General features: G+C 60.9%; 24 protein-coding genes and 3 pseudogenes. 13 read left to right on the forward strand and 14 right to left on the reverse strand.

Going from position 1 to position 22,707, the window contains the following annotated elements; all coding sequences use genetic code 11:
• Nucleotides 1-34 precede the first annotated feature (34 nt).
• The 7 genes from HKK57_RS19810 to HKK57_RS19840 all read right to left on the reverse strand — a co-directional run bounded on the left by HKK57_RS19810 (nucleotide 35) and on the right by HKK57_RS19840 (nucleotide 3,911).
• Nucleotides 35-232 carry a helix-turn-helix transcriptional regulator gene (locus HKK57_RS19810; RefSeq protein ID WP_092238715.1) on the reverse strand — a complete coding sequence of 66 codons (198 nt, stop codon included), beginning with the start codon at nucleotides 230-232 and terminating at the stop codon, nucleotides 35-37.
• On the reverse strand, nucleotides 229-603 hold the full coding sequence (locus tag HKK57_RS19815) for a hypothetical protein (RefSeq protein ID WP_133715043.1): 375 nt from the start codon (nucleotides 601-603) through the stop codon (nucleotides 229-231). The genes HKK57_RS19810 and HKK57_RS19815 overlap by 4 nt, the downstream gene beginning before the upstream one ends.
• 105 nt (nucleotides 604-708) lie before the next feature.
• A complete protein-coding gene (gene queD, locus HKK57_RS19820) occupies nucleotides 709-1,065 on the reverse strand; it encodes a 6-carboxytetrahydropterin synthase QueD (RefSeq protein ID WP_003190259.1) in 357 nt (118 codons plus the stop codon).
• Between the two features lie 141 nt (nucleotides 1,066-1,206).
• Nucleotides 1,207-1,524 (reverse strand): hypothetical protein, encoded by a 318-nt coding sequence (locus HKK57_RS19825; RefSeq protein ID WP_175581909.1) that lies wholly within the window; start codon nucleotides 1,522-1,524, stop codon nucleotides 1,207-1,209.
• Nucleotides 1,525-1,906: 382 nt separating this feature from the next.
• Nucleotides 1,907-2,119, reverse strand: a complete 213-nt coding sequence (locus HKK57_RS19830) for a helix-turn-helix domain-containing protein (protein ID WP_029296656.1) — start codon at nucleotides 2,117-2,119, stop codon at nucleotides 1,907-1,909.
• Nucleotides 2,120-2,122: 3 nt separating this feature from the next.
• Nucleotides 2,123-2,704, reverse strand: coding sequence for a hypothetical protein (locus HKK57_RS19835; RefSeq protein WP_029296654.1), 582 nt, complete (start codon nucleotides 2,702-2,704; stop codon nucleotides 2,123-2,125).
• A gap of 127 nt (nucleotides 2,705-2,831) precedes the next feature.
• Complete coding sequence (locus HKK57_RS19840; protein ID WP_169390614.1) at nucleotides 2,832-3,911, reverse strand: patatin-like phospholipase family protein; 1,080 nt, start codon at nucleotides 3,909-3,911, stop codon at nucleotides 2,832-2,834.
• Between the two features lie 159 nt (nucleotides 3,912-4,070).
• Here HKK57_RS19840 and HKK57_RS19845 point away from each other — a divergent pair, with 159 nt between their 5' ends.
• From HKK57_RS19845 to HKK57_RS19875, 7 genes and pseudogenes are all read left to right on the forward strand, one after another.
• On the forward strand, nucleotides 4,071-4,379 hold the full coding sequence (locus HKK57_RS19845) for a PepSY domain-containing protein (protein WP_029296650.1): 309 nt from the start codon (nucleotides 4,071-4,073) through the stop codon (nucleotides 4,377-4,379).
• The gene (locus tag HKK57_RS19850) at nucleotides 4,379-4,693 is read left to right on the forward strand and encodes a PepSY domain-containing protein (RefSeq protein WP_029296649.1); all 315 of its coding nucleotides are present in this window, start codon (nucleotides 4,379-4,381) and stop codon (nucleotides 4,691-4,693) included. Before HKK57_RS19845 ends, HKK57_RS19850 begins: the two co-directional genes overlap by 1 nt.
• Nucleotides 4,693-5,361, forward strand: coding sequence for a response regulator transcription factor (locus HKK57_RS19855; protein WP_104910466.1), 669 nt, complete (start codon nucleotides 4,693-4,695; stop codon nucleotides 5,359-5,361). Before HKK57_RS19850 ends, HKK57_RS19855 begins: the two co-directional genes overlap by 1 nt.
• Nucleotides 5,358-6,677: a sensor histidine kinase gene (locus HKK57_RS19860; protein WP_070995558.1), complete on the forward strand. Its 1,320-nt coding sequence runs from the start codon at nucleotides 5,358-5,360 to the stop codon at nucleotides 6,675-6,677. The genes HKK57_RS19855 and HKK57_RS19860 overlap by 4 nt, the downstream gene beginning before the upstream one ends.
• Nucleotides 6,678-6,878: 201 nt before the next feature.
• On the forward strand, nucleotides 6,879-7,832 hold the full coding sequence (locus tag HKK57_RS19865) for a TAXI family TRAP transporter solute-binding subunit (RefSeq protein WP_070995559.1): 954 nt from the start codon (nucleotides 6,879-6,881) through the stop codon (nucleotides 7,830-7,832).
• Nucleotides 7,833-7,958: 126 nt separating this feature from the next.
• Nucleotides 7,959-9,986, forward strand: a complete 2,028-nt coding sequence (locus HKK57_RS19870; protein ID WP_169390615.1) for a TRAP transporter permease — start codon at nucleotides 7,959-7,961, stop codon at nucleotides 9,984-9,986.
• Nucleotides 9,983-10,369: pseudogene (locus tag HKK57_RS19875) on the forward strand (DUF1850 domain-containing protein); the annotation flags it as partial. The gene HKK57_RS19870 and the pseudogene HKK57_RS19875, both read left to right, overlap by 4 nt.
• Before the next feature lie 34 nt (nucleotides 10,370-10,403).
• On the opposite strand, the gene HKK57_RS27395 reads toward HKK57_RS19875, so the two are convergent.
• On the reverse strand, nucleotides 10,404-11,159 hold the full coding sequence (locus HKK57_RS27395; RefSeq protein ID WP_442962269.1) for a methyl-accepting chemotaxis protein: 756 nt from the start codon (nucleotides 11,157-11,159) through the stop codon (nucleotides 10,404-10,406).
• A 102-nt stretch (nucleotides 11,160-11,261) separates the two neighbouring features.
• Nucleotides 11,262-12,551, reverse strand: a pseudogene (locus tag HKK57_RS27400) (HAMP domain-containing protein); the annotation flags it as partial.
• Nucleotides 12,552-12,789: 238 nt separating this feature from the next.
• Here HKK57_RS27400 and HKK57_RS19885 point away from each other — a divergent pair.
• The 3 genes and pseudogenes from HKK57_RS19885 (at nucleotide 12,790) to HKK57_RS27410 (ending at nucleotide 15,952) form a co-directional block, all read left to right on the forward strand.
• On the forward strand, nucleotides 12,790-14,109 hold the full coding sequence (locus HKK57_RS19885) for a Na+/H+ antiporter family protein (RefSeq protein ID WP_169391222.1): 1,320 nt from the start codon (nucleotides 12,790-12,792) through the stop codon (nucleotides 14,107-14,109).
• Nucleotides 14,110-14,272: 163 nt separating this feature from the next.
• Nucleotides 14,273-15,094, forward strand: a pseudogene (locus HKK57_RS27405) (cache domain-containing protein); the annotation flags it as partial.
• A gap of 102 nt (nucleotides 15,095-15,196) precedes the next feature.
• The gene (locus HKK57_RS27410; protein ID WP_371128921.1) at nucleotides 15,197-15,952 is read left to right on the forward strand and encodes a methyl-accepting chemotaxis protein; all 756 of its coding nucleotides are present in this window, start codon (nucleotides 15,197-15,199) and stop codon (nucleotides 15,950-15,952) included.
• A gap of 215 nt (nucleotides 15,953-16,167) precedes the next feature.
• Here HKK57_RS27410 and trhP read toward each other — a convergent pair whose 3' ends face one another.
• Entirely contained in the window at nucleotides 16,168-17,487 is a 1,320-nt protein-coding gene (gene trhP / locus HKK57_RS19895) for a prephenate-dependent tRNA uridine(34) hydroxylase TrhP (protein WP_029296634.1), read from the reverse strand.
• A gap of 162 nt (nucleotides 17,488-17,649) precedes the next feature.
• Between trhP and HKK57_RS19900 the strand changes: the two genes are divergently transcribed.
• A complete protein-coding gene (locus HKK57_RS19900; RefSeq protein WP_133715037.1) occupies nucleotides 17,650-18,717 on the forward strand; it encodes an AI-2E family transporter in 1,068 nt (355 codons plus the stop codon).
• Here the strand turns inward: HKK57_RS19900 and HKK57_RS19905 are convergent.
• The 3 genes from HKK57_RS19905 to HKK57_RS19915 form a co-directional block, all read right to left on the reverse strand.
• The gene (locus tag HKK57_RS19905) at nucleotides 18,714-18,893 is read right to left on the reverse strand and encodes a hypothetical protein (protein WP_029296629.1); all 180 of its coding nucleotides are present in this window, start codon (nucleotides 18,891-18,893) and stop codon (nucleotides 18,714-18,716) included. The two genes, HKK57_RS19900 and HKK57_RS19905, sit on opposite strands and share 4 nt — an antisense overlap.
• Nucleotides 18,894-19,001: 108 nt before the next feature.
• On the reverse strand, nucleotides 19,002-19,196 hold the full coding sequence (locus tag HKK57_RS19910; protein ID WP_029296627.1) for a hypothetical protein: 195 nt from the start codon (nucleotides 19,194-19,196) through the stop codon (nucleotides 19,002-19,004).
• A gap of 230 nt (nucleotides 19,197-19,426) precedes the next feature.
• Nucleotides 19,427-19,774 carry a hypothetical protein gene (locus HKK57_RS19915; protein ID WP_029296625.1) on the reverse strand — a complete coding sequence of 116 codons (348 nt, stop codon included), beginning with the start codon at nucleotides 19,772-19,774 and terminating at the stop codon, nucleotides 19,427-19,429.
• A gap of 164 nt (nucleotides 19,775-19,938) precedes the next feature.
• Between HKK57_RS19915 and HKK57_RS19920 the strand changes: the two genes are divergently transcribed.
• The gene (locus HKK57_RS19920; RefSeq protein ID WP_029296623.1) at nucleotides 19,939-20,760 is read left to right on the forward strand and encodes a shikimate 5-dehydrogenase; all 822 of its coding nucleotides are present in this window, start codon (nucleotides 19,939-19,941) and stop codon (nucleotides 20,758-20,760) included.
• Nucleotides 20,761-20,841: 81 nt separating this feature from the next.
• On the opposite strand, the gene HKK57_RS19925 is transcribed toward HKK57_RS19920, so the two are convergent.
• Nucleotides 20,842-21,492, reverse strand: a complete 651-nt coding sequence (locus tag HKK57_RS19925) for a YceH family protein (protein WP_029296621.1) — start codon at nucleotides 21,490-21,492, stop codon at nucleotides 20,842-20,844.
• 115 nt (nucleotides 21,493-21,607) lie between these two features.
• Between HKK57_RS19925 and HKK57_RS19930 the strand changes: the two genes are divergently transcribed.
• Complete coding sequence (locus HKK57_RS19930; RefSeq protein ID WP_070995567.1) at nucleotides 21,608-22,117, forward strand: DUF1993 domain-containing protein; 510 nt, start codon at nucleotides 21,608-21,610, stop codon at nucleotides 22,115-22,117.
• Nucleotides 22,118-22,707 lie beyond the last annotated feature (590 nt).

Below are 22,707 nucleotides of genomic sequence, written 5' to 3' on the forward strand. Positions count from 1 at the left end.
GGTTTTAATCGCTGTGATCCTCGAACGCAAACCCTTACGCCGAGGGTGCCTCAAAAATCGCCTCGATCGGCCGTTCAAACAGCCTGGCTATTTTGAAGGCCAATGGCAGGCTGGGGTCGTAGCGGCCCGTTTCGATGGCGTTGACGGTCTGGCGCGACACTTCAAGTTGTGCCGCCAGATCCGCCTGGGACCAGCCTCGCTCAGTGCGCAATTGGCGCATCAGGTTGTTCATCGATAACGCCTTGCGCCGATCACCGTGGCTATTGCCCAGATACCGCCCATGACGGGCCATACAAAAAACATCGACAGGCGGGGCAGGCCGGCGGTTTCCAGGAAGCCATAGCTGAAGGTGATCAGCGCCGTGCAGATAAATGCAATGCCCAGGGCTTCCAATTGAATCTTGCGGCCCATCTCATCCATTCGCCCCAATTGGCGGATCGCTACCAAGGCCATGGCGACGAGGGGAATGACCGGGACCAGGGCGAGGGAGATTTTCCCAGCGCCCTCGGGGGCGTCGGCCAGAAAGTGGGTACTGACAAGCACGGCAACCACATAGGCGGCCAGGGCGATGAAGAATTCCACCAAATAACGTTTGATTGGCATGCGCGCGTTCCGTAAGTAAAGGGAGCTTTACATTAGGAGGGCAAATGTCGAGTGTCAAGCTCGCTTTACATTTTGCTAGCTCGATCCTGCAATCAATTCCAGGATTTACTCACCGCGATAAATACAGCCACTGGTGCAGGTCTCGTGGATACGAATGGCGCTGAGTTCCGGCAGCAAGGGCTTCAACTCGTTCCAGATCCACTTGGCCAGCACTTCGCTGGTCGGGTTCTCCAGGCCGGGTATGTCGTTGAGGTAGTTGTGGTCGAGGCGCTCATAGAGCGGCTTGAAAATCGCCTTGATCTCCGAAAAGTCACGGATCCAGCCGGTATGCGGGTCAAGGTCGCCGCTCAGATGGATGGCCACCTTGAAGGAGTGACCATGCAGGCGCCCGCACTTATGGCCTTCGGGGACGTGAGGCAAGCGGTGGGCGGACTCGAATGTGAACTCTTTGAAAATTTCCACGGTATGACCTGTAAGGCAGGAGTTTCTAGGGCGGCGTGCGGTTGTCAGTGTCGGGTGGGCGCTTGATGGGCCCAGGCGACCGACTTGGCGCGCATTCTAACCTGTTTTAAGGGCCGACCTGGTGGCGTGTATCAAGCGTGGTTATTCCTGGGACCACAACGTTGTACTGACCTTGACCCCGTCCCCACACGGCAGTGAGTACTGCGACCCTCGCCGCTGCAACTCTGCGAGTGCACGGGCACACTGCACCTGGCCTTGGGCCGCCGCGTTATCAATGCTGATGTTGCCGGTGGTTTCAGACACAAGGTCGCCGTTTTTCTCGACCCGGATCAATGGCCGCTCGGGCTTGATTTCAAACCGGCTTTTCGTCGGCTCGATGTTCAGTGCCAGGTCGGCAGGGGCGGCTGGCAGTTGATCTTCGGTAACACCATACCGCTTGAGCAGCGAGAGATTGGGCAAGTCTTGTGCGCTTGCTGGGCCCACTGCCAGGAGCAGGAACAAACCAAGGCCATACATTATTCGGCGCTCAGAACCCATGATTGTATCTTTCCATGGTTGATTCTTGATGGGCTGGATTGAAGAACAACTTGTTGTTATCGCAACCGCGTTTAGGGCATGGAGTGTCCAACCAGAAAGAAGAGCCGTAGCGGTTGCCGAACTGCGTGCCTGGTTCATAAACCTTGAACGAGGACGGGTTGAAACTACCGGTGCTGCAGCCGCTGGTAATCAGGGCAACAGTAAAGAGGCCCAGGAGCTTTATGGGGTTCATAGGGGGTAATCCGTTTTAAGTTGATCAGTGTTCTACAGCGCTGCCCAGAAGCCGCGCAGCATGGTCCAAGGCCTAGGCCTCTTCACTCTCGAATTCCAGCAAGTCGCCGGGCTGGCAATCCAGAGCGATACATAGCTTGTTCAGGGTTTCGAGTTTAAAACCTTTGATTTTTCCGTTTTTCAATAGCGATAGATTGGCTTCCGTAATCCCAATGGCTTCTGCAAGCTGATTGGAGCGGATCTTTTTCTTCGCCATCATGACGTCCAAACGAATAATGATCGTCATAGTTTATATGATGCTTTTGTTTTCATCGTTAATAGCCTTGGACTCAGCCACTATTAATGAGAACGCACACAGAAATATGCCTTGGATGATTTCATAGATCGCGGTGGATGAAATACCAATGTCGATGCTGATGGCGCGCTCTCCGGAAGGCATGTCTATCGCCAGGGCCAAACCCTGGAGGGTGTAAATCACAGGTGCCAACAGTGGGCTGATAATAAAAAGAAGTCCCATCCACCACAGCATCTTTATATTTGATTCGATCCAGATCTGTCCTTTGGAAAGACGCATGAAAAAAATGCCGGTCAGTAACAGCGCAACCACCATCAGGTCGGCAGGCAGCATATCCAATACCAGAAGCAGGCCGGTTGCCAGGGACGATGGCTGATAGTCCGGGGCCAACAGCAAAGGCATCTGGCTGCCATAGGTGCTCAGGTGACTGGCCAGGATATTCGAATAGTCGAAGATCCAGAGCAATGGGGTACAGCCGAACTCGACAAGTGCCACGGCCCACGCCAGCAACGCGGCAAAGGCTCCGATGGAGCGCAGGCGGCTGTTGGTGGAGACGGAATCCAGATTGTTGTCCATGTGTCGTTCCAAACGCAGTTGATGGGGCGAATAATCCATGAATAATTATCGAATTACAATAATTTTTTCCAGAAAATTAATGGCGCCCTCTGCATCCTTAAACGTTCGGGGTAGGAATCAAATCGAGTCACAGGGCAATCAGGCGCTCACCCAATCGGCCGTTATCGGCCAGTTCGAGGAACTCATCACCCAGCCGCTGGCTTTCACTCATTGCGGTTTGCCAGTACTGATTGCGTCGGGCGTCATCCCCCACAAAGCGCTTGAAGTCGCTGCGATCTGGCAATTTGCCGTAGGGCAGGCGAGCCAGGTACTCCCGTGAGGGCGCCAATAGCAACACATCCTGCAAACCCTGGGGGTTGCTGCGCCGCCACGGCAGGCCCTTATCGAACCAGCCGGGGATGACCCGGTCGGTGAAGTGCGGGTACAGCACGATGTCATCGCCGTGGTAGGGCAGGTCGAGGTGGTAGTCCAGCAGGCCGCCATCGCGATAGGTGCCGGCACCGGCGCCCGGCAGGTCGCGCACGCCTTGCATGACCATGGGGATCGAGCCGGACGCCAGCAGTGCCTGGCGCAGGTTGCCCAGTTCCAGGTCGAGGAAGCGCGAAGGGAAATCCTTGAGCGGGTGCAATGGCGGCGCCTGGCGCGGGTCGTGGATGATCAGTCGTTCAAAATGCCGGGACAGCCGCGCACGGCCACGCAGGTTGTCGGCGATTACCGAGGACAGGCCCAGGCCCAGGCGGCCACGGTGATCGTCGGCCAGCAGGCCATGGCTTTTGACGACCACGATATTCAGGCGATAGTGCGGGTTATCCAGCAGCGTCGCATCGCGCCCGGCCAACAGGTCATCGAGCATGCGCTGGCAGCTCTGGCTGACTTCGGCCATGGTCACGCCCTTGGCAAAGCGTTGCTCGTTGTACAAGCGACCAAGGTCGAGCAGGCCTTGTACAGGGTCTGGCAGGCAGGCGCTGGCAAAGCGCCAGGAACCGATGGAGGCACCGATCAGCGAGCGCTCGCGGGGCGCGCGTGCCAGCCAGTCACCGAACAACGCCAGGTCCAGGCCCTGTATGCCCAAGGCCTTGGGGCCCCCGGCTGCGCCGGGCAAAATTCCTACGTCGGCAGGCTGCAGGCCTTGTTCGCGAATGCGTGCAAAGGCGCGCTGGCCAGCCTTGAGCGTCAGGGCTGGAAACTTGATGTGGATGGCGGTCATACCGATCTCTGTGCAGGCGAGCAGGGCAGTATAGGAAATCTTCCCGGGGGCCTGGCAAGGTGTTGTGGGACAATTGCCATGGTGGCAATTCAGTTTCAGTTAAGTTGCGATCCGTACTGTAGGGAGCGTAGGCAAAACATCCTGAAATGGAGAATCATCATGAAATACCTCACAGCCGTTATCGCCGCCAGTATCATCGCCCTCACCACCGGCCTGGCCCAGGCCCGGGACCTGGGACCGGATGAAGCGCTGAAACTGCGTGACGCTGGTACCATCCTGTCGTTCGAGAAGCTCAACGCTGCCGCCCTGGCCAAACATCCCGGTGGCACTGTGCATGAGACCGAGTTGGAGCAGGAGTACGGCAAATACATTTACCAGGTTGACCTGCGCGATGCCCAGGGCGTCGAGTGGGACGTGGAATTGGACGCTGTCACCGGGCAAGTTCTCAAGGATCATCAGGATACGTAATGAAGGTAAATCTACGCACCGGCAGTCGACTGGCGCTGGTGCTCCTGGCCTTTTGCTCGGTGGTGGCTGCCCGAGACCTCAATCAGGACGAAGCCCTGGCGCTGCGCCAGCAAGGGGTGATCCTGTCCCTTGAGCAACTGCTGCAGCAGGCCATGGCGCGGCATCCCGGGTCCCGGTTGCTGGAGGCCGAGCTTGAGAGCAAGCACGACCGCTACGTCTATGAAGTAGAGCTGGTGACCACCGATGGCGTGGTTCGGGAAATTAAACTGGACGCGACCACGGGCGCGCTGCTTAAAGACGAGGAAGATGACTGATGCGCCTGCTTCTGGTGGAAGACCATGTGCCCCTGGCCGATGAATTGCTGGCCGGGCTCAAAGCCCAGGGGTACGCCGTGGATTGGCTGGCGGACGGTCGTGACGCGGTGTATCAGGGGCGCAGCGAGCCGTATGACCTGATCATCCTCGATCTGGGCTTGCCCGGGTTGCCGGGGCTTGAGGTGTTGAGCCAATGGCGCGCCGCCGCCCTGGCGACCCCGGTGCTGATCCTCACCGCCCGTGACTCCTGGGCCGAACGCATCGAAGGGCTCAAGGCCGGAGCCGACGATTACCTGAGCAAACCGTTTCACCCCGAAGAGTTGTACCTGCGCATCCAGGCATTGTTGCGCCGCTCCCATGGCCAGGCCAACCAGCCGACGCTGCAGGCCGCCGGCCTGCATCTGGATGAAGGCCGCCAATGTGTGATGCGCGACGGTGCCGAGGTGCAACTGACCGCTGCCGAGTTCCGACTGCTGCGCTACTTCATGCTGCATCCCGAGCAGATCCTGTCCAAAAGCCACCTGGCCGAGCACTTGTACGATGGTGAAACCGAGCGCGACTCCAACGTCCTCGAAGTGCACGTCAATCATCTGCGCCGCAAGCTGGGGCGTAGCGTGATTGAAACCCGGCGCGGCCAGGGTTATCGCTTTGGCGCCAGCCCCTCGTGAGGTCGATCCAGCGACGTTTGAGCCTGGGGCTGATCAGCGTGATGGTGATCGTCGGCCTGGTGCTGGCGCAAACCAGCCTGTGGCTGTTCGAAATGGGTTTGCAGCGCTACCTGGAGTCGGGCCTGCGCAACGACAGTGAAAACCTGCTGGTGGCCCTGGTGCGTGGCCCCGGTGGCGTGCAACTGGATGAACAGCGCTTGTCGCCGGCCTATCAGCGGCCGTTCTCCGGGCATTATTTTCGTATCGACTTCAGCGACAACCACTGGCGCTCCCGCTCCCTGTGGGACCAGGAACTGCCGCAGCTGCCCCAGGCCGGCCTGCAGGGCAATCTGCAGTTGGGCCCGGAAGGCCAGCAATTGCTGATACTGCGCTCGGACTACAAACGGTTTGGCCAGGCGATTTCCATCAGCGTGGCCCAGGACTACACACCGGTGCGCGAGAGTTTTCGCCTGATGCGCCAGGTCGGCCTGGTCCTGGGGATGGCGGCGTTGCTGCTGATCCTGCTGCTGCAACGGGTCACTGTGCGTCGGGCCCTGCGCCCGCTGGAGACCGCCCGCGAGCAGATCGCGCAGTTGCAGCAAGGCCAGCGCTCGCAACTGGACACCCAGGTGCCGGTGGAACTCGAGCCGCTGGTGGCACAGATCAATCACCTGTTGGCCCATACCGAAGACAGCCTCAAACGCTCGCGCAACGCCCTGGGCAACCTCGGCCACGCCTTGAAGACGCCCCTGGCAGTGCTGTTGAGTGTGGCCTCCAGCGAGCAGCTCAAGGACCAGCCGCAATTGGCCAAGTTGTTGCGCGAGCAGTTGCAGCAGGTGCAGCAACGGCTCAACCGCGAACTCAACCGCGCGCGCCTGGCCGGTGAAACCCTGCCCGGCGCACTGTTCGACTGCGACAGCGAACTGCCAGGCCTGCTGGCGACCCTGAACATGATCCACGGCGAGCACCTGGACCTGAGCTACCACGTACGTCCCGGCCTGCAACTGCCATGGGACCGTGAAGACCTGCTGGAGCTGCTGGGCAACCTGCTGGACAACGCCTGCAAATGGGCGGATGCCGAGGTGCGCGTGAGCATTGACGAGGCGCCCCATAGTTTTCAGCTGCGGGTCGAGGATGACGGGCCGGGGATTCCCGAGGCTCAGCGTAGCCAAGTGTTCAGCCGAGGCACTCGCCTGGATGAGCAGACCGATGGCCATGGCCTGGGGTTAGGGATCGTGCGGGATATCGTTGAGGTGTGGGGTGGCACTTTGCAGTTGCATGAGAGTGAGTTCGGCGGCCTCAAGGTGCTGATCGAGTTACCCCGACGCCAGGGCTGATGGCACTTTGTTTTCGATTTGTAGGGATTTGCAACAAGGCTTTTCCTTGTAACGCCTGGCCGCAACCATTTCGCTTATAACAGCCACCTGGCTGACCATGCCGAGCGTTTTTTTCGCTCAAGGCATGGTGTCTGTCAGAGCACTTGCCAGCCGGGCACTCGCTTGCTCGGTACCTAATAAGAAAGATAAAAGGTGACTCCCATGCGAATGACCAAGCGTTTCAGTGTGTTTGCTGCTGCCGCAGCCTTTGCCACAAGTACTGCAGCACTCGCCGCCCCCACATTTATCAACGTGCTGACGGGGGGTACCAGCGGCGTGTATTACCCGATCGGCGTGGGCCTGTCGCAGCTCTACAGCAATGGCATCGAAGGGTCGAAGACCTCGGTGCAGGCCACCAAAGCGTCGGTAGAAAACCTCAACCTGCTACAAGCCGGTCGCGGCGAGCTGGCCTTTGCCCTGGGTGACTCGGTAGCCGATGCGTGGAATGGAGTCGAAGAGGCCGGCTTCAAAGCCCCGTTGCAAAAACTGCGGGCGATTGCCGGCACCTATCCGAACTACATCCAGATCGTTGCCAGCCAGGAGTCCGGCATCACCACCCTGGCCGACCTGAAAAACAAGCGCATCTCCGTCGGCGCGCCGAAATCCGGCACCGAGCTCAACGCCCGCGCGATCTTCAAGGCGGCTGGCCTGAGCTATGAAGACCTGGGCAAGGTCGAGTTCCTGCCTTACGCCGAGTCGGTCGAATTGATCAAGAACCGCCAGTTGGACGCCACCTTGCAGTCTTCGGGCCTGGGCATGGCGGCGATCCGTGACCTGGCCGCAACGATGCCGGTCACCTTCGTTGCCATTCCCCCAGAGGTCATCGCCAAGATCGACAACGCGGCCTACCAGGCCGGCACGATCCCGGCAGGCACCTACGACGGTCAGGCCAGCGATGTACCCACAGTGGCCATCACCAACCTCCTGGTCAGCCATGACGGTGTGCCCGATGACGTGGCCTACCAGATGACCAAACTCATGTTCGACAACCTCGATCGCCTGGGCAATGCCCACTCGGCCGCCAAGGATATCCAGTTGGAAGGCGCGGCCAAGGGCCTGCCGATCCCGCTGCATCCGGGCGCCGAGCGCTTCTATACGGAGGCAGGCGTCCTGTAGGCGGCAGGTGGGTGCTGTGTGCAGCACCCACCGCTGCGCGCACTTGCCTGGGCTGCGAATAAAACCTTCGTACATCGCGCATCGGGTTTTGTTGGTCTATCGACGTTGTAACGTGGGAGTACCCGCATGAGTGAGCAAGACCAAAGCCTCGCCGCCAATCCCAGGGATTGGCCCCGAGCACTGTTTTATGTCGCGCTGTTATTTTCCGTGTTCCAAATCATCACCGCAGCCTTCCATCCGGTCTCCAGCCAGATTCTGCGGGCCGTGCACGTGGGCTTTCTGCTGCTGGTGGTATTTCTGTGCTTTCCGGCGCGGGGCAAGGCCCAGCCCTGGCAACCGCTGGCCTGGCTATTGGGGCTGGCCGGGATGGCCACGGCGTTCTACCAGTGGTATTTCGAAGCCGCGCTGATTCAACGCTCCGGCGACCTGACCGGCAGCGACATGGTCGTCGGCCTGGTGCTGATCGTGCTGGTGTTCGAAGCCGCGCGGCGGGTGATGGGTATTGCCTTGCCGCTGATCTGTGCGCTGTTCCTGGCCTACGGCCTGTTTGGCCAGTACCTGCCGGGCGAGCTGATGCACCGCGGCTATGCCATCGACCAGATCGTCAACCAACTGGCCTTTGGCACCGAGGGGCTGTACGGCACGCCGACCTATGTCTCGGCTACGTACATCTTCCTGTTTATCCTGTTCGGCGCGTTCCTCGAACAAGCCGGGATGATCAAACTGTTCACCGACTTCGCCATGGGCCTGTTCGGCCATAAGCTCGGTGGTCCGGCCAAGGTGTCGGTGGTGTCGTCGGCGCTGATGGGCACCATCACCGGTTCGGGGGTGGCCAATGTGGTCACCACCGGCCAATTCACCATCCCGTTGATGAAGCGCTTTGGCTACAAGTCGGCGTTTGCCGGCGGCGTGGAAGCGACCTCGTCGATGGGCAGCCAGATCATGCCGCCGATCATGGGTGCGGTGGCTTTTATCATGGCCGAGACGATCAACGTGCCGTTCTTCGAAGTGGCCAAGGCCGCGTTGATTCCGGCCATGTTGTACTTTGGCTCGGTGTTCTGGATGGTTCACCTGGAAGCCAAGCGTTCCAACCTGTGCGGCTTGCCCAAGAGCGAATGCCCGAACCCCTGGGCTGCGGTGAAGCAGCGCTGGTATTTGCTGATCCCGTTATTCGTGCTGATCCACCTGCTGTTCTCCGGACGCACCCCGTTGTTCTCCGGCATGGTCGGCCTGGCACTGACCTCCATCGTCATCCTGGGCTCGGCGATCATCCTGCGGGTATCGTCCACGGCCCTGCGTTTGGTTTTCTGGATCGTCCTGGGCGTGCTGTGTGCGGGCTTCTTCCGGCTCGGTATCGGCATGGTGTTTGGAGTCGTGGCGCTGTTGGTGGCGGTGTGCTGGTTCATCAAGGGCGGCCGCGACACCCTGACAATCTGCCTGCATGCCCTGGTTGAAGGCGCACGCCATGCCGTGCCGGTGGGCATCGCCTGCGCGCTGGTGGGGGTGATCATCGGGGTGGTGTCGCTGACCGGGGTGGCCTCGACCTTTGCCGGCTACATCCTCGCTATCGGCCAGGACAATCTGTTCCTTTCGCTGGTGCTCACCATGCTTACCTGTCTGGTGTTGGGCATGGGCATACCGACCATTCCCAACTACATCATCACCAGCTCGATTGCCGCGCCGGCCTTGTTGGACCTGGGCGTGCCGCTGATTGTGTCGCATATGTTCGTGTTCTATTTCGGCATCATGGCCGACCTCACGCCGCCGGTAGCGCTAGCCTGTTTCGCGGCGGCGCCGATTGCCCGGGCAAGCGGCCTGAAAATCAGCCTGTGGGCGGTGCGCATCGCCGTGGCCGGGTTTGTCGTGCCGTTCATGGCGGTGTACGAGCCGGCGTTGATGCTGCAGGGCGACAGCCTGCTGGCGACCCTGTATGTGGTGGCCAAGGCGCTGCTGGCCATCGGCATCTGGGGCGCGGTGTTCACCGGCTACCTGCTGACCAGGCTCAGTGGGTGGGAGCGGGTGGTGGGCTTTGCCGCCGGTGCCAGTTTGATTCTGGCAACGCCGTTAAGCGATGAAATCGGCTTCGTCCTGGCAGCGCTGTTGATTGCGCAGCACTGCTGGCGTGCCCATCGCGCCCAGGTGGCTGCGGTGTGATCGGTTTGTGCCTGGGCTTGGCGGGGACGGTGTGGGCGCAGGTTCCCACGCCGGCCTTCACCCTGGCCTGGACGCATACGATCGAGAAAGTGCGCTGGGAAGAGGATTACCGCGTAACCCCGGAGGGGCTGGTGCTGGGTGAGGCACGGGTCAAGGGCTCGGGGGCCGGTATGGAGATTCCGGACGGCGCCCAACTGCGCGAGGGCAGCTGGCATTACCAGCGTCAGTTGCCCCCGTTGCAACCCCTGCGCTTGGGGCGAACCCCTGAGGCCGGGGATTATCAACTGTGTTTCAACCAGCACTGCCACTGGATGAGTACCTGGCTTGGCCCGCCACAGGCGAGCCAGCCGGCGTTGGAGCTCTGGAGTTGTGAGCTGGCGACGTACGGCGCCCAACCCAGTGCATTTCAGATTGCCATCAAACCCGGAACTGATCCATCAAGCCTTGTTGCTGATTGGCCAGGCTATTGAGTGTCTGGCTGACCCGCGCCGACTCATTGGCCTGACCCGACAGCGACTCGGTCACGTCGCGAATCGTCGCCACGTTGCTGTTGATCTCCTCGGCCACCGCGCTTTGTTGCTCGGCGGCGCTGGCGATCTGCAGGTTCATGTCGCTGATCACCGTCACCGCATCGCCGATCTGGCGCAATGCCGTTACTGCCTGGCCGACCTGTTCCACACTGCCTTGGGCCTGGCGATGGCTGTTGCTCATGGAACTCACCACTTCCTGGGTGCCGTTTTGCAACTGCTCGATCACCTGGCGGGTTTCTTCCACCGACTCCTGGGTGCGCCGTGCGAGGTTGCGCACTTCATCGGCGACCACCGCAAAACCACGCCCGGCCTCACCGGCACGGGCAGCTTCGATGGCGGCGTTGAGGGCCAGCAGGTTGGTCTGTTCGGCAATCGCGCGGATCACTTCCAGCACAGAGCCGATCTGCTCGCTATTGGCCGCCAGGCCTTCGACCTGGGTCATCGCCGTACTCATATCGGCGGCGAGGTGGCCGATGCTGGTGGTGGTGCGGTCGATCACGGTCAGGCCTTCGCGGGTGGCCTGATCGGCATCGCGGGCGGCGTGTGCGGCCTGGGCAGCGCTGCGTGCGACGTCCTGGGCGGTGGCGCTCATCTCGTGGGAGGCGGTGGCCACCTGGTCGACCTGGCGGTATTGCTGGTCCATGCCGGCACTGGTCTGGCTGGCAATCGCCGCCGATTGGTCGGCGGTGCTGCGTGCGTCCTGCACCGAGCGTTTGACCTCGGCAATGATCGGTTGCAGCTTGTCGAGGAAACGGTTGAACCAACTGGCCAGTTCACCGAGTTCGTCGCGCTTGTCGTAGGCCAGGCGCCTGGTCAGGTCGCCTTCGCCGCTGGCGATATCCTCCAGCATGCGGGCCACGCCGAGGATTGGCCGGGTGACGCTACGGGCCATCAGCCACACCAACAGCAAACCGACAATCGCGGCGAGCAAGCCCAGGCCCAGTTCCAGCAAGGTGCCTTTGGTGTTGTCGGCATCCAGTTCGGCCTTGAGGGCTTGGGCGGGGCCGATCAGGACTTGTTCCGGTACGTCCAGCAACACGCCCCAGGACTTGCCATCGGGAATTGGCTGGAACGGCGCCAGCACCTTGAGTTGCTGGCCGGTGCGCAGGCTGTAGGTTTGGGTACTGTTGGCCATGGCACTGATCAGTTGTGCGCCGCTGGTGGTGTCGACGCTGTCCAGGCGCTGGCTGAGCTTGCTTGCATCCGGGCTGTAGCCGGCGAGCAAACCTACCGGGCTGATGATGCTGACCTTGGTCTGGCCGTCATACAGCTTGCGGCTGGCATTCTGGCTGACCGCCTGCAGGCTGTTGAGGTTGATGTCCACCGACAGCGAGGCGATGACTTTGCCATTGACCGTGAGGGGGAACACGATGCTGGTGAGCAACACGTTTTGCCCGTCGATCACATAGAAGTACGGTTCGATCACGCACGGTTTGAGGGTGGTGCGCGGGCAGGTGAACCAGGTGTTGGCCTTTTCGCCGCTGGGGCCGACGCTGGTGTCGGACATGTCGCTTTCCGGCAGTGCCATCGAGGTCAGCTTGCCGGGTGTCGGCTGCGACCAGTACAGGGCGAAGCGGCCCTTCTCGTTACTGCCCAGCTCGTCCTGGCCGGTAAACAACTCATCCTTGCCATCCAGGGCATTGGCTTCGAACACCAGGGAAAGGCCCAGCAGGTCCGGATTGGCCTGCAGCGCGGCCTTGACTTGGCGGGTCAGGTCTTCACGCAGGTCAAAGGCATCAAGGAAGCGCTTCTCGGCCTGTTCCCGCAAAAACAGCACCTGGCGCGAAAAACCATGGCCGTACTGGTAAGCGTCCATAAACTGTTGGCGGATGCCCAGCGCCTGGACTTCCCCCTGGGCTTCGATGCGCGATTGAGCCGCGACATTGAGCATCTGCGTGCTGGAGGTCTGGACCCTATGTGAGCTCTGATCCATGCGATACAGCGAAAGACCCACTAGCAGGGTCACGATCCCCAACAGACAAAGGCCGGCGAGGAGGGTGATTTTCCATTGAATGGACAGCTGCCTGAGCGACATGGAGATCTTTTAACCTTCGTTACGACAGAGATGATCCGTTGTATCGGCCGCACGGTTTTTTTCTTTATTCATACGATCAATTGAATTCTGTTTGCGACGTCGCGCTTTGACATGGCGTGTCGGCTGCTGCAAAGTGCGCGCCCTCTAATAAAACTCCTTTTCTGCGTGTGCCGTGGTCGCCATTTGGCCAGGGTGCCGGCGCGTGTTGTTTTTATGTTTCTGTCCTGAGGTAACCATGATTAACGCAGTAATCGCCGCGGTCGGCACCATGCTCGTGCTGAGCCTGTCCCGCGTGCATGTGGTCATCGCGATCATCGTCGGCGCCCTGGTCGGCGGCTTGACCGGAGGTCTTGGCATCGACGCGACGCTCAGCGCATTCAACAGCGGCCTGGGCGGCGGTGCCACGGTGGCGCTGTCTTACGCATTGCTCGGTGCTTTCGCCGTGGCGATCGCCAAGTCCGGCCTGGCCCACGCCCTGGCGGACAAGGCGCTGTTGCTGGTGGATCGCCAGGAAGCGACGGGCGGCAGTCATGTCAAATGGCTGCTGATCTGCCTGCTGGGTGCGGTGGCGATTGCCTCGCAGAACATCCTGCCGATCCATATCGCCTTTATCCCGCTGCTGGTGCCGCCTCTTCTGTATGTGCTGACCAAGTTGCAGATTGACCGGCGCCTGATCGCCTGTGTCATGACCTTTGGCCTGATCACCCCGTACATGTTCCTGCCGGTGGGCTTCGGCAACATCTTCCTCAACCAGATCCTGCTGGCCAACGTCGCCAAGAGTGGGGTGGATATCAGCCAGGTCAATGTGACCCACGCCATGGGCATCCCGGCGCTGGGCATGGTGTTCGGCCTGTTGGTGGCGGTGTTTATCAGCTACCGCAAGAAGCGCGTCTACGACCTGGAGAAAATCGAGCGGGTCGAGCAAGTGGCGGTGCAATACAACCCGCTGACCCTGCTGGTAGCCGGGCTGGCCATTGCCTCGGCGTTTATCATCCAACTGTGGCTGGACTCAATGATCATCGGTGCCCTGGCGGGTTTCCTGATCTTCTCGGTGTCGGGCATCGTGCGCTGGCGCGACACCGATGACCTGTTCACCGAAGGCATGAAGATGATGGCGATGATCGGCTTCATCATGATCGCGTCCTCCGGGTTTGCCCAAGTGCTCAAGGCCACCGGCCAGGTGCAGACGCTAGTGCAGGCCTCTGCGGCGTTTATCGGCCATAGCCGTGGCGTGGGCGCGCTGTTGATGTTGCTGGTGGGGTTGCTGGTGACCATGGGGATTGGCTCGTCATTTTCCACGGTACCGATCCTGGCGGCGATTTTCGTGCCGCTGTGTGTGCAACTGGGCTTCAGCCCCCTGGCCATTGTCTGCATCGTCGGCACCGCTGGCGCCCTGGGCGATGCCGGTTCGCCAGCGTCCGACTCCACCCTGGGGCCGACCTCGGGTTTGAACATCGACGGCCAGCACCACCATATCTGGGACACCGTGGTCCCGACCTTCCTGCACTACAACCTGCCGCTGCTGGTGTTCGGCTGGTTTGCCGCGATGACCCTCTGACCTCTCCTGTAGGAGCGAGCTTGCTCGCGAAGGATTCAAGGGCACCGCGTCCATCCAGGATGCCCGTGTTATTGCCGACGACTTTCGCGAGCAAGCTCGCTCCTACAGTTTTTTCTCTCAGGGCCGTTAACCTCTTAACGTTGCCCTATAAGAGAGAAGATCCATGCGTCTGAGTCTGAAGGCCAAAGTCCTGTCCCTCGCCGTACTGCCGGTGTTGTTGTTTGCCGTGGTCATCAGCCTGACCACGGTATGGATCCTCAAGGAACAGGCGCGCAGCGAGGTGGCTGAAACCCGCGAGCGGCTGCTCAACAATGCCAAGGCCACCCTGCAGAGTTACGTGGAAGTGGCGATGACCACCATCAAGCCGCTGTACGACGCCGCCGCTCCTGGCGATACGCAGGCGCGGGCGCAGGTGGTCAAGCTGTTGTCCAACACCACCTACGGCAAGGACGGATATTTCTTTGGCTACGACTCCGAGACCATCCGCCTGTTCAAGGGCAACAGCCCCGATGGCGTGGGCAAAAGCTTCAAGGACAACCGTGACCCCAACGGTGTCTACGTCAACCGCGACCTGGTGAAGGTCGGCAAGGACGGCACCCACTACCTGCAATACAGCTCGACCCAGCCGGGGCAAACCGAACTGGTGCCCAAGCTTGGCTACACCGAATACTTGCCCAAGTGGGACATGGTGATCGGTACGTCGGTCAACCTCGACGGTATCGACGCCCTGGTCAGTGAGGTGGAAGCCAAGGTCAACGAACGTATGGAAGGGGTGTTGTTGAGCATCGTCGGTATCGCCGTGGTCCTGCTGTTGCTGATTGCGGCAGTGGGCATGGTGCTGGCCAATACCATCCTGCGCCCCTTGCACCTGATGAAGGCCAACCTCGACGACATCGCCGCCGGCGAGGGTGATTTGACCCGCCGCCTGGCAATCACCAGCCAGGACGAGTTGGGTGAACTGGCGGGTTCGTTCAACCGCTTTGTCGACAAAATCCATGGCTTGGTGCGCCAGATCACCGACATGACTTCGCAACTGACCGGCCTGGTCAGCCAGGTATCCGAGCAGGCCCACCGTTCGGAGCAGGCCATGGAGCGCCAGCGCCAGGAGACTGACCAGGTGGCTACGGCGATCAACGAAATGTCGTCTGCCGCCCATGAAGTGGCGCGCAGTGCCCAGGGCGCTGCGGTGGCGGCGCAGCAGACCGACGCCGAAGGCCAGGCCGCCAAACGCGTGGTGGATGGCAGCATCGCGCAGATTCATGCACTGGTGAATGACATCCGCAGCAGCGGCGTGTCTCTGGACAGCCTGCAACAGGACGTATCGTCGATTGTCAGTGTGCTCGGGGTGATCCGCTCGATTGCCGAGCAGACCAACCTGCTGGCCCTCAACGCCGCCATCGAAGCGGCCCGCGCCGGTGAAGCCGGACGTGGCTTTGCGGTGGTGGCCGATGAAGTGCGCGCACTGGCCAGCCGCACCCAGCAAAGCACCCAGGAAATCCAGGGCATGATCGACCGCCTGCAAAAGGGCACCGAGGCGGCGGTGGAATCCATGCGCCGCTCCAGCGATGCCGGCGACGGCACCTCGGCCCAGGCCAATGAGGCCGGGGCGTCCCTCGATACCATGGCGCAGTTGATCGGCACCATCAACACGATGAACGCGCAGATCGCCAGCGCCGCGGAAGAGCAAACCGCCGTGGCGGAAGAGATCAACCGCAGCGTGCATCAGATTGCGGTGGCGGTGGACAGTGTGGCGGACGAAACCCAGCAGGGCGCGCAGACTTCACGCAGCCTGGCGGATCTGGGGCAGCGATTGGGGCAGTTGGTGGGGCAGTTCAGGATCTGACCTGGCAATTGCGGTGCTTGTTCTGGCCTTTGTGGCGAGCGGGCTTGTCGGAACGCCGCATCGCCCGCGCTGGGCTGCGAAGCAGCCCCAAATCCAGCCGCTGCGTAGTATTTGATAGACCGCATTCGGCTCACTGGGGCTGCTTCGCAGCCCAGCGCGGGCGATGCGGCGTTCCGACAAGCCCGCTCGCCACAGAGCGCTATCTTTAAAGCCTGCTACACATCCCGCATCAACAACCCAAACCCGATATCCATCTCCAACGGCACCGGCACATACACCGTATGCCCATCCCCAGGCGCCACCTCGATCGCCTCGCCCTTGGCGTTATGCATCCTCCCCAAGTCAAAATGGAAATTCCCCGCCGGGGTCATCAACTCCAGGTGGTTGCCCAGCGCAAAGCGGTTCTTCACCTTGACCTCGGCCAGTTCCCCGCGCCGCTCGCCGGTCAACTCGCCGACAAACTGCTGGCGCTCGGAAACCGAGCTACCGTTCTGGTAGTTCTGGTACTCGTCATGCACATGGCGGCGCAGGAAGCCTTCGGTGTAGCCGCGTTGGGCCAGGGATTCGAGGTTGGTCATCAAACCACGGTCGAACGCGCGCCCGGCCACGGCGTCATCAATGGCCTGGCGGTACACCTGGGTGGTGCGTGCCACATAGAAGTGGGATTTGGTGCGGCCCTCGATCTTCAGCGAGTGCACGCCCATCTGCGTCAGGCGCTCGACGTGCTGCACCGCCCGCAGGTCCTTGGCGTTCATGATGTAGGTGCCGTGCTCGTCCTCGAAGGCCGGCATCTGCTCATCGGGGCGGTTGGCCTCCTGGAGCAGGAACACCTGGTCGGTGGGCGCGCCAAGGCCCAGGGTCGGTTCGGGCTGATACTGCTGGACGATATCGCCCACGCTGTTTTCGACGGCGGGGCTGGCCTGGTACTTCCAGCGGCAGGCGTTGGTGCAGGTGCCCTGATTGGCATCGCGCTTGTTCATATAGCCCGACAACAGGCAGCGCCCGGAATAGGCCATGCACAGTGCGCCATGCACAAACACTTCCAACTCCATGGCCGGCACTTGTTGGCGGATTTCGGCGATTTCTTCCAGGGACAGTTCCCGCGACAGGATGATCCGGCAGATGCCTTGCTGTTGCCAGAACTCGACGCTGGCCCAGTTCACCGTATTGGCCTGTACTGACAGGTGGATCGGCATCTGCGGGAAGTGCCGGCGCACCAGCATGATCAAGCCGGGGTCAGACATGATCAGCGCGTCCGGGCCCATGGCGATCACCGGTTCGAGGTCCTTGAGAAAGGTCTTCAGCTTGGCGTTGTGCGGCGCGATGTTGACCACGACATAAAAGCGCTTGCCCTGGGCCTGGGCCTCGGCGATACCCAGGGCCAGGTTGGCGTGGTCGAACTCGTTGTTGCGCACCCGCAAGCTGTAGCGCGGCTGGCCGGCGTAGACCGCATCGGCGCCGTAGGCAAAGGCGTAGCGCATGTTTTTCAGGGTGCCAGCGGGGGCGAGCAATTCGGGAGCGAGGACAGGGGGCATGGGGATTCAGGTCGCAAAAGGGCGGCAGGGTAGCCGAGCTGGGCCGGGCGCTTATTGATCTGGGTCTACGCTGTAGAAATAAAGATGGCACTCGCCGGATGCGCGGTGGACTAAGCAACAGGGCGCGCTGGGCGCCCGGCGTTTTTCTGGTACGGATCGGACATGAACCAAACGAATCTGCAATTCAAAACCCTGCTGTTGCTGCTGGTCGTGGTGACTATCGGCTTCTTCTGGATCCTGTTGCCGTTCTATGGCGCGGTGTTCTGGGCGATCATCCTCGGGATCATTTTTGCGCCCATGCAGCGGCGCCTGCAGCTCAAGTTTGGCTGGAACCGCAACCTGACGTCGCTGTGCACCTTGATGGTGTGCCTGGTGATCGCGATTTTACCGGTGATCATCACCAGCGCCTTGCTGGTGCAGGAGGGGGCGACGCTGTACAAGAACGTCGAGAGTGGCAAGTTGGATGTGGCGGGCTACATCGAACAATTCAAGAACTTCCTGCCGCCGTACTTCCAGCACCTGCTGGACCGCTTCGGCATGGGCAACCTGGAGGGCCTGCGCGAGAAAATCGTCAAGGGCGCGATGCAGGGCAGCCAGTTCTTCGCCAGCCAGGCGTTCAGCTTCGGCCAGGGCACCTTTGATTTCCTGGTGAGCTTTTTCATCATGCTGTACTTGCTGTTCTTCCTGCTGCGCGACGGTCCCGAACTGGTGCGCAAAGTGCGCACGGCAGTGCCGCTGGCCGAGCCGCAGAAGCGTCGCCTGCAACTGAAGTTCAACCGCGTGGTGCGCGCGACCGTCAAAGGCAATGTGCTGGTAGCGGTGACTCAGGGCGCACTGGGTGGCCTGATTTTCTGGTTCCTGGACATTCCCAGCGCGTTGCTCTGGGCGGTATTGATGGCGTTCTTGTCGTTGCTGCCTGCGGTGGGGGCGGGGATTGTGTGGGGGCCGGTGGCTGCGTACTTCCTGCTCAGCGGTTCAATCTGGCAAGGAGTGGTGCTGGCCTTGTTCGGGGTATTTGTGATTGGCCTGGTGGACAATGTGCTGCGCCCGATCCTGGTGGGCAAGGACACCAAGATGCCGGATTACCTGATCCTGATCTCGACCCTGGGCGGGCTGTCGGTGTTCGGCCTCAATGGCTTTGTCATCGGCCCGTTGATCGCCGCGTTGTTTATCTCCAGCTGGGCGCTGTTTGTCGAGACCAAACCCCGGGTGCGGCTGCCATTGCCCTAGGCTGAGAAGCAGTGGGCCATCTTGCGGGACAGGGCCTGGGCGTCGGGCAACGAGGCCAGGGGCCCGCTGATGGCTTCACCGTCGCGTACCAGGTACCAACAGGCGAGCAAACCCAGTTTGCGCAGGGGGCCGGGGACGGCACTGCCAACGACGGACATGATCTGGATAGTGGGCATATGTACCTCCATTGCTGATGGAGTTCACCTTACGGCGGCCGGGCGGCGAGGGAAAATCACCCTGCTCGATAGTCAACATCACTGCCATCGAGGCTGCGCCGACAGGGCTCAGTCCACCACCTGGTCCAGCATGTGCAGCACTTCTTGTTCATTGAGCAGGCCCTTGTGGACCAGGTTTTCTGCCAGCAACGAGAGAAACTTGGCGCTACGGTGGCCTTCAAGGTGCTTGAGTTCAGTCAAGGCGCTGTAGACCTTGCTGGAAGTGCAGAGGCCGGCGGTGCGGTGCGGGTTTTGTGTGGGCATGCTGGGGCGTCCTTGTTGTTATGACCTGTTATGGGGGACCGTTTCGATAGTGAGAGTGCCGCGTGACACAAACATGACAGCGCGCCCCCCGGTTGGGCAAGTACACTTTGGCCTTAATAATGTCGGATTTAACGGTCGGCGATGTCTCCATAACGACCCCGGCGAGATTTATTCAGACCCTGCACCCACAAAAAAGCCCCGCCTGGAATGCGGGGCTTTGTATACCGGGCTTACCAGCCGCGCCCGTAATAGCCTCGGGGCGGGCCGTAGTAGCCGCGTGGTGGCCCGTAATACACCGGCGCCGGGCGGTAATAAACCGGCTGCTGCACGTACACCGGTGGTGGCTGGTAATAGACCGGTGGCGGGGCGGCATACACCGGCTGCGGCTGGTAGTACACAGGTTGTTGCTGCACATACACCGGCCGATCATGGCTGGCGATCACTGAGCCCACCACGGCTGCGCCGACAACCGCACCCAAAACGGCCGGGCCACCCCAACCACCACCATGGGCGGAGGCTTGGCCGGCTACAGCGAGTGCACCGATCAGCAAGGCGATCCTGGGGATTTTACGCATCATGGTCTTTCCTCGGTTGGCCCCTGCGCTTGTGGTCTGCAATCAATAGACTCAAGGATTGTCGCGGGGATACTTTTAAGACAACGTATTTCAGCAAAACAGCACTGCAGCTAGGTAAAGGTTGTGTAAGGTCTGTACCGATTTGCTTACTTGAAGAGGAGTTACCGATGCTGATGAACCCCAACAAGGACACCCAGTTGTGCATGTCGTTGTCGGCCCGCCCGGGTAATTTCGGCCTGCGCTTTCATAACCATTTGTATGAGCAGTTGGGGCTGAATTTTTACTACAAGGCTTTCAGCAGCCAGGACTTGAACGGCGCTGTAGCCGGGATCCGCGCCTTGGGCATTCGTGGCTGTGGGGTGTCGATGCCGTTCAAGGAAGCCTGTATCGAACTGGTGGACGAACTCGACGACTCGGCCCGCGCCATCGCTTCAATCAACACCATCGTCAATACCGCTGGCCACCTCAAGGCCTACAACACTGATTACATCGCCATCGAGCAACTGCTGCAAAAGCACGCGGTGCCCAAGGACTCGACCTTTGCCCTGCACGGCAGTGGCGGCATGGCCAAGGCCGTGGCCAGTGCCCTGCGTGACGGTGGCTACGCCAATGGCCTGATCGTTGCCCGTAACGAAGGAGCAGGCCGGGCCCTGGCGCACAACCTGGGGTATGAGTGGCAGGCGACATTGGGTAACGCGCGGCCGCAGATGCTGGTCAACGTAACGCCCATCGGCATGACCGGCGGCGCCCAGGCCGAGGACCTGGCATTCGAGGCCGACGCCATTGATGCGGCAGAGACTGTATTCGATGTGGTGGCGATCCCCGCCGAAACGCCGCTGATCGTGCGTGGCCGGGCCCAGGGCAAGCGGGTGATTACCGGCCTGGAAGTGATCGCGATCCAGGCACTGGAGCAGTTCGTGCTGTACACCGGCATCCGCCCGACGGATGAGCAGTTCCAGAAAGCCGTAGCGTTTGCCCGACAGGGCTAAGGCAGGCCTTGTAGGAGCCGGCTTGCCGGCGATGGCGGCAAGGGCCTTATCGCCGGCAAGCCGGCTCCTACAAAGGGGCGGTTATTCGAGGCGTGAGAGGCGTTCTTCCAGCGCCGCAATCCGCGCCTCCAGCTCCTCGATGCGCTCCAGAGAAACCCCGCTGCCAGCGCTGCTGCGCTCCACCGGGCTGCCACGGGCGGCCAGGATCGCCTCGATATCCGCCGGGTCACCCAGGGAGTGGGTGTAGCGGTCCTCACGCTGGCCGGCTTGCTTGGGGACCAGCACGGCAAGGTCGCGGGCGATCAGGCGTTCGAGTTGGTGTACCACCTGCTCGGCATCTTCAAAGTCATGCATGCGCCCGCTGCGGGTCAGCAATTCATTGACCGTCTGCGGGCCACGCAGGAACAACAGGCCAGTAAGAATCACCTGCGCCGGCACCAGTTCCAGGGCCTTGTCCACCCGGTGTTCCCAGCGGTCGGCACGGCTGCCCATCACCAGTTTGGTAAACCCCTGGCCTTCCAGGGCCCGCAGGCTCTGGCCAACCTGGCCCTGGCTGAGGTTCATCACAGGTTCCCGGCTGGTTTTCTGGTTGCAGGCCAGGACCAGGGCATTGAGGGTCAGCGGGTAGGTTTCCGGGTTGGTGGCCTGCTTTTCGATCAGGCAGCCCAGAACACGGATTTCCGTGCTGTTGAGGCGCGGCTCGGAGGAGGTGGTGTCGTGCTCGGCGGTCATCGCGCTTTCCCTATGCAGTGAACCCACTAGCCTAATCCCGAAAAAATAAAAGACAAGCAGCGCTCATGTCTATAATCGCGGCTGTTCAAACCCTGCCACCACTGTCGAGACTGTCATGACTATTTCCCTGTACGCCGCTTCCCTTCCGGTCTTCAAGCAAATGCTCAACGCTTTGAGCGATGTGCTGAACAAGGCCGAGGCCCACGCCACCGCCAAGAACATCGACCCAAACGCCTTGCTGCAAGCGCGCCTGTTCCCGGACATGTTCCCGCTGGTGCGCCAGGTGCAGATCGCCGTGGATTTTGCCAAGGGCGTTTCCGCGCGTCTGGCCGAGATTGAAGTGCCGAAATACGAAGACAACGAAGTCACCTTCGCTGACCTGCAAGCGCTGATCGCCAAGGTTCTGGGGTTCATCGACACCATCACCCCGGCGCAGATCGATGGCAAAGAAGGCATCGAGATCGTCACCCGTCCGGGCACTCCTAAAGAGAAGCGCTTCAGCGGCCAGTCCTACCTGCTGACCTACGGCCTGCCGCAGTTCTTCTTCCACGTCACCACCGCCTACGCCTTGCTGCGTCACAACGGTGTGGAAGTGGGCAAGCGCGACTATATGGGCGCGTTCTAATTACTGAGTAACACCGCAAAACAAATGTGGGAGCTGGCTTGCCTGCGATGGCCATGAGTATCTACACAACTCTCTGATACTTCTGGGCTCTGGGTTTTGGGCTGATGTAGGGGGCATATCCATTGCTGCGGTAACGGCGGCCATGGGTTCCGCCCTTACGGCGGCTCACTTTTGAACAGCGCAAAAGTAAGCAAAACGCTCTTGCCCCACCACTCGGCACCTCGCCTAGGCTCGGTGTGCCCGTAATCCGACATTGATTTGGGGGGCCGCCGCGATGGGCCATCCATGGCCCAGCGCGGCTAAACCGGCGTCCTGCCGGTTTACCCCCCAAATCAATATCGGATTACGGCCAGCGTGGTTTAACGGGGCGCCTAAGATCAAAATCACAAGCAGAGCGAGGCGGCCTGACAGCCGACCTGATCGTCGAAGCGTGCGCGTCCCCCTTGTGGGAGCGGGCTTGCTCGCGAATGCGGTGGGTCAGTGATGGATATATTGACTGATACACCGCATTCGCGAGCAAGTCGCACCGCCGCTCCCATAGGGTAATGCAGCTTCGCGCTCTGGCGTTGCTGTTGCTCTGTTTTTGATCT

This window comes from Pseudomonas sp. ADAK21 (assembly GCF_012935735.1).
GTDB classification, from domain to species: domain Bacteria; phylum Pseudomonadota; class Gammaproteobacteria; order Pseudomonadales; family Pseudomonadaceae; genus Aquipseudomonas; species Aquipseudomonas proteolytica.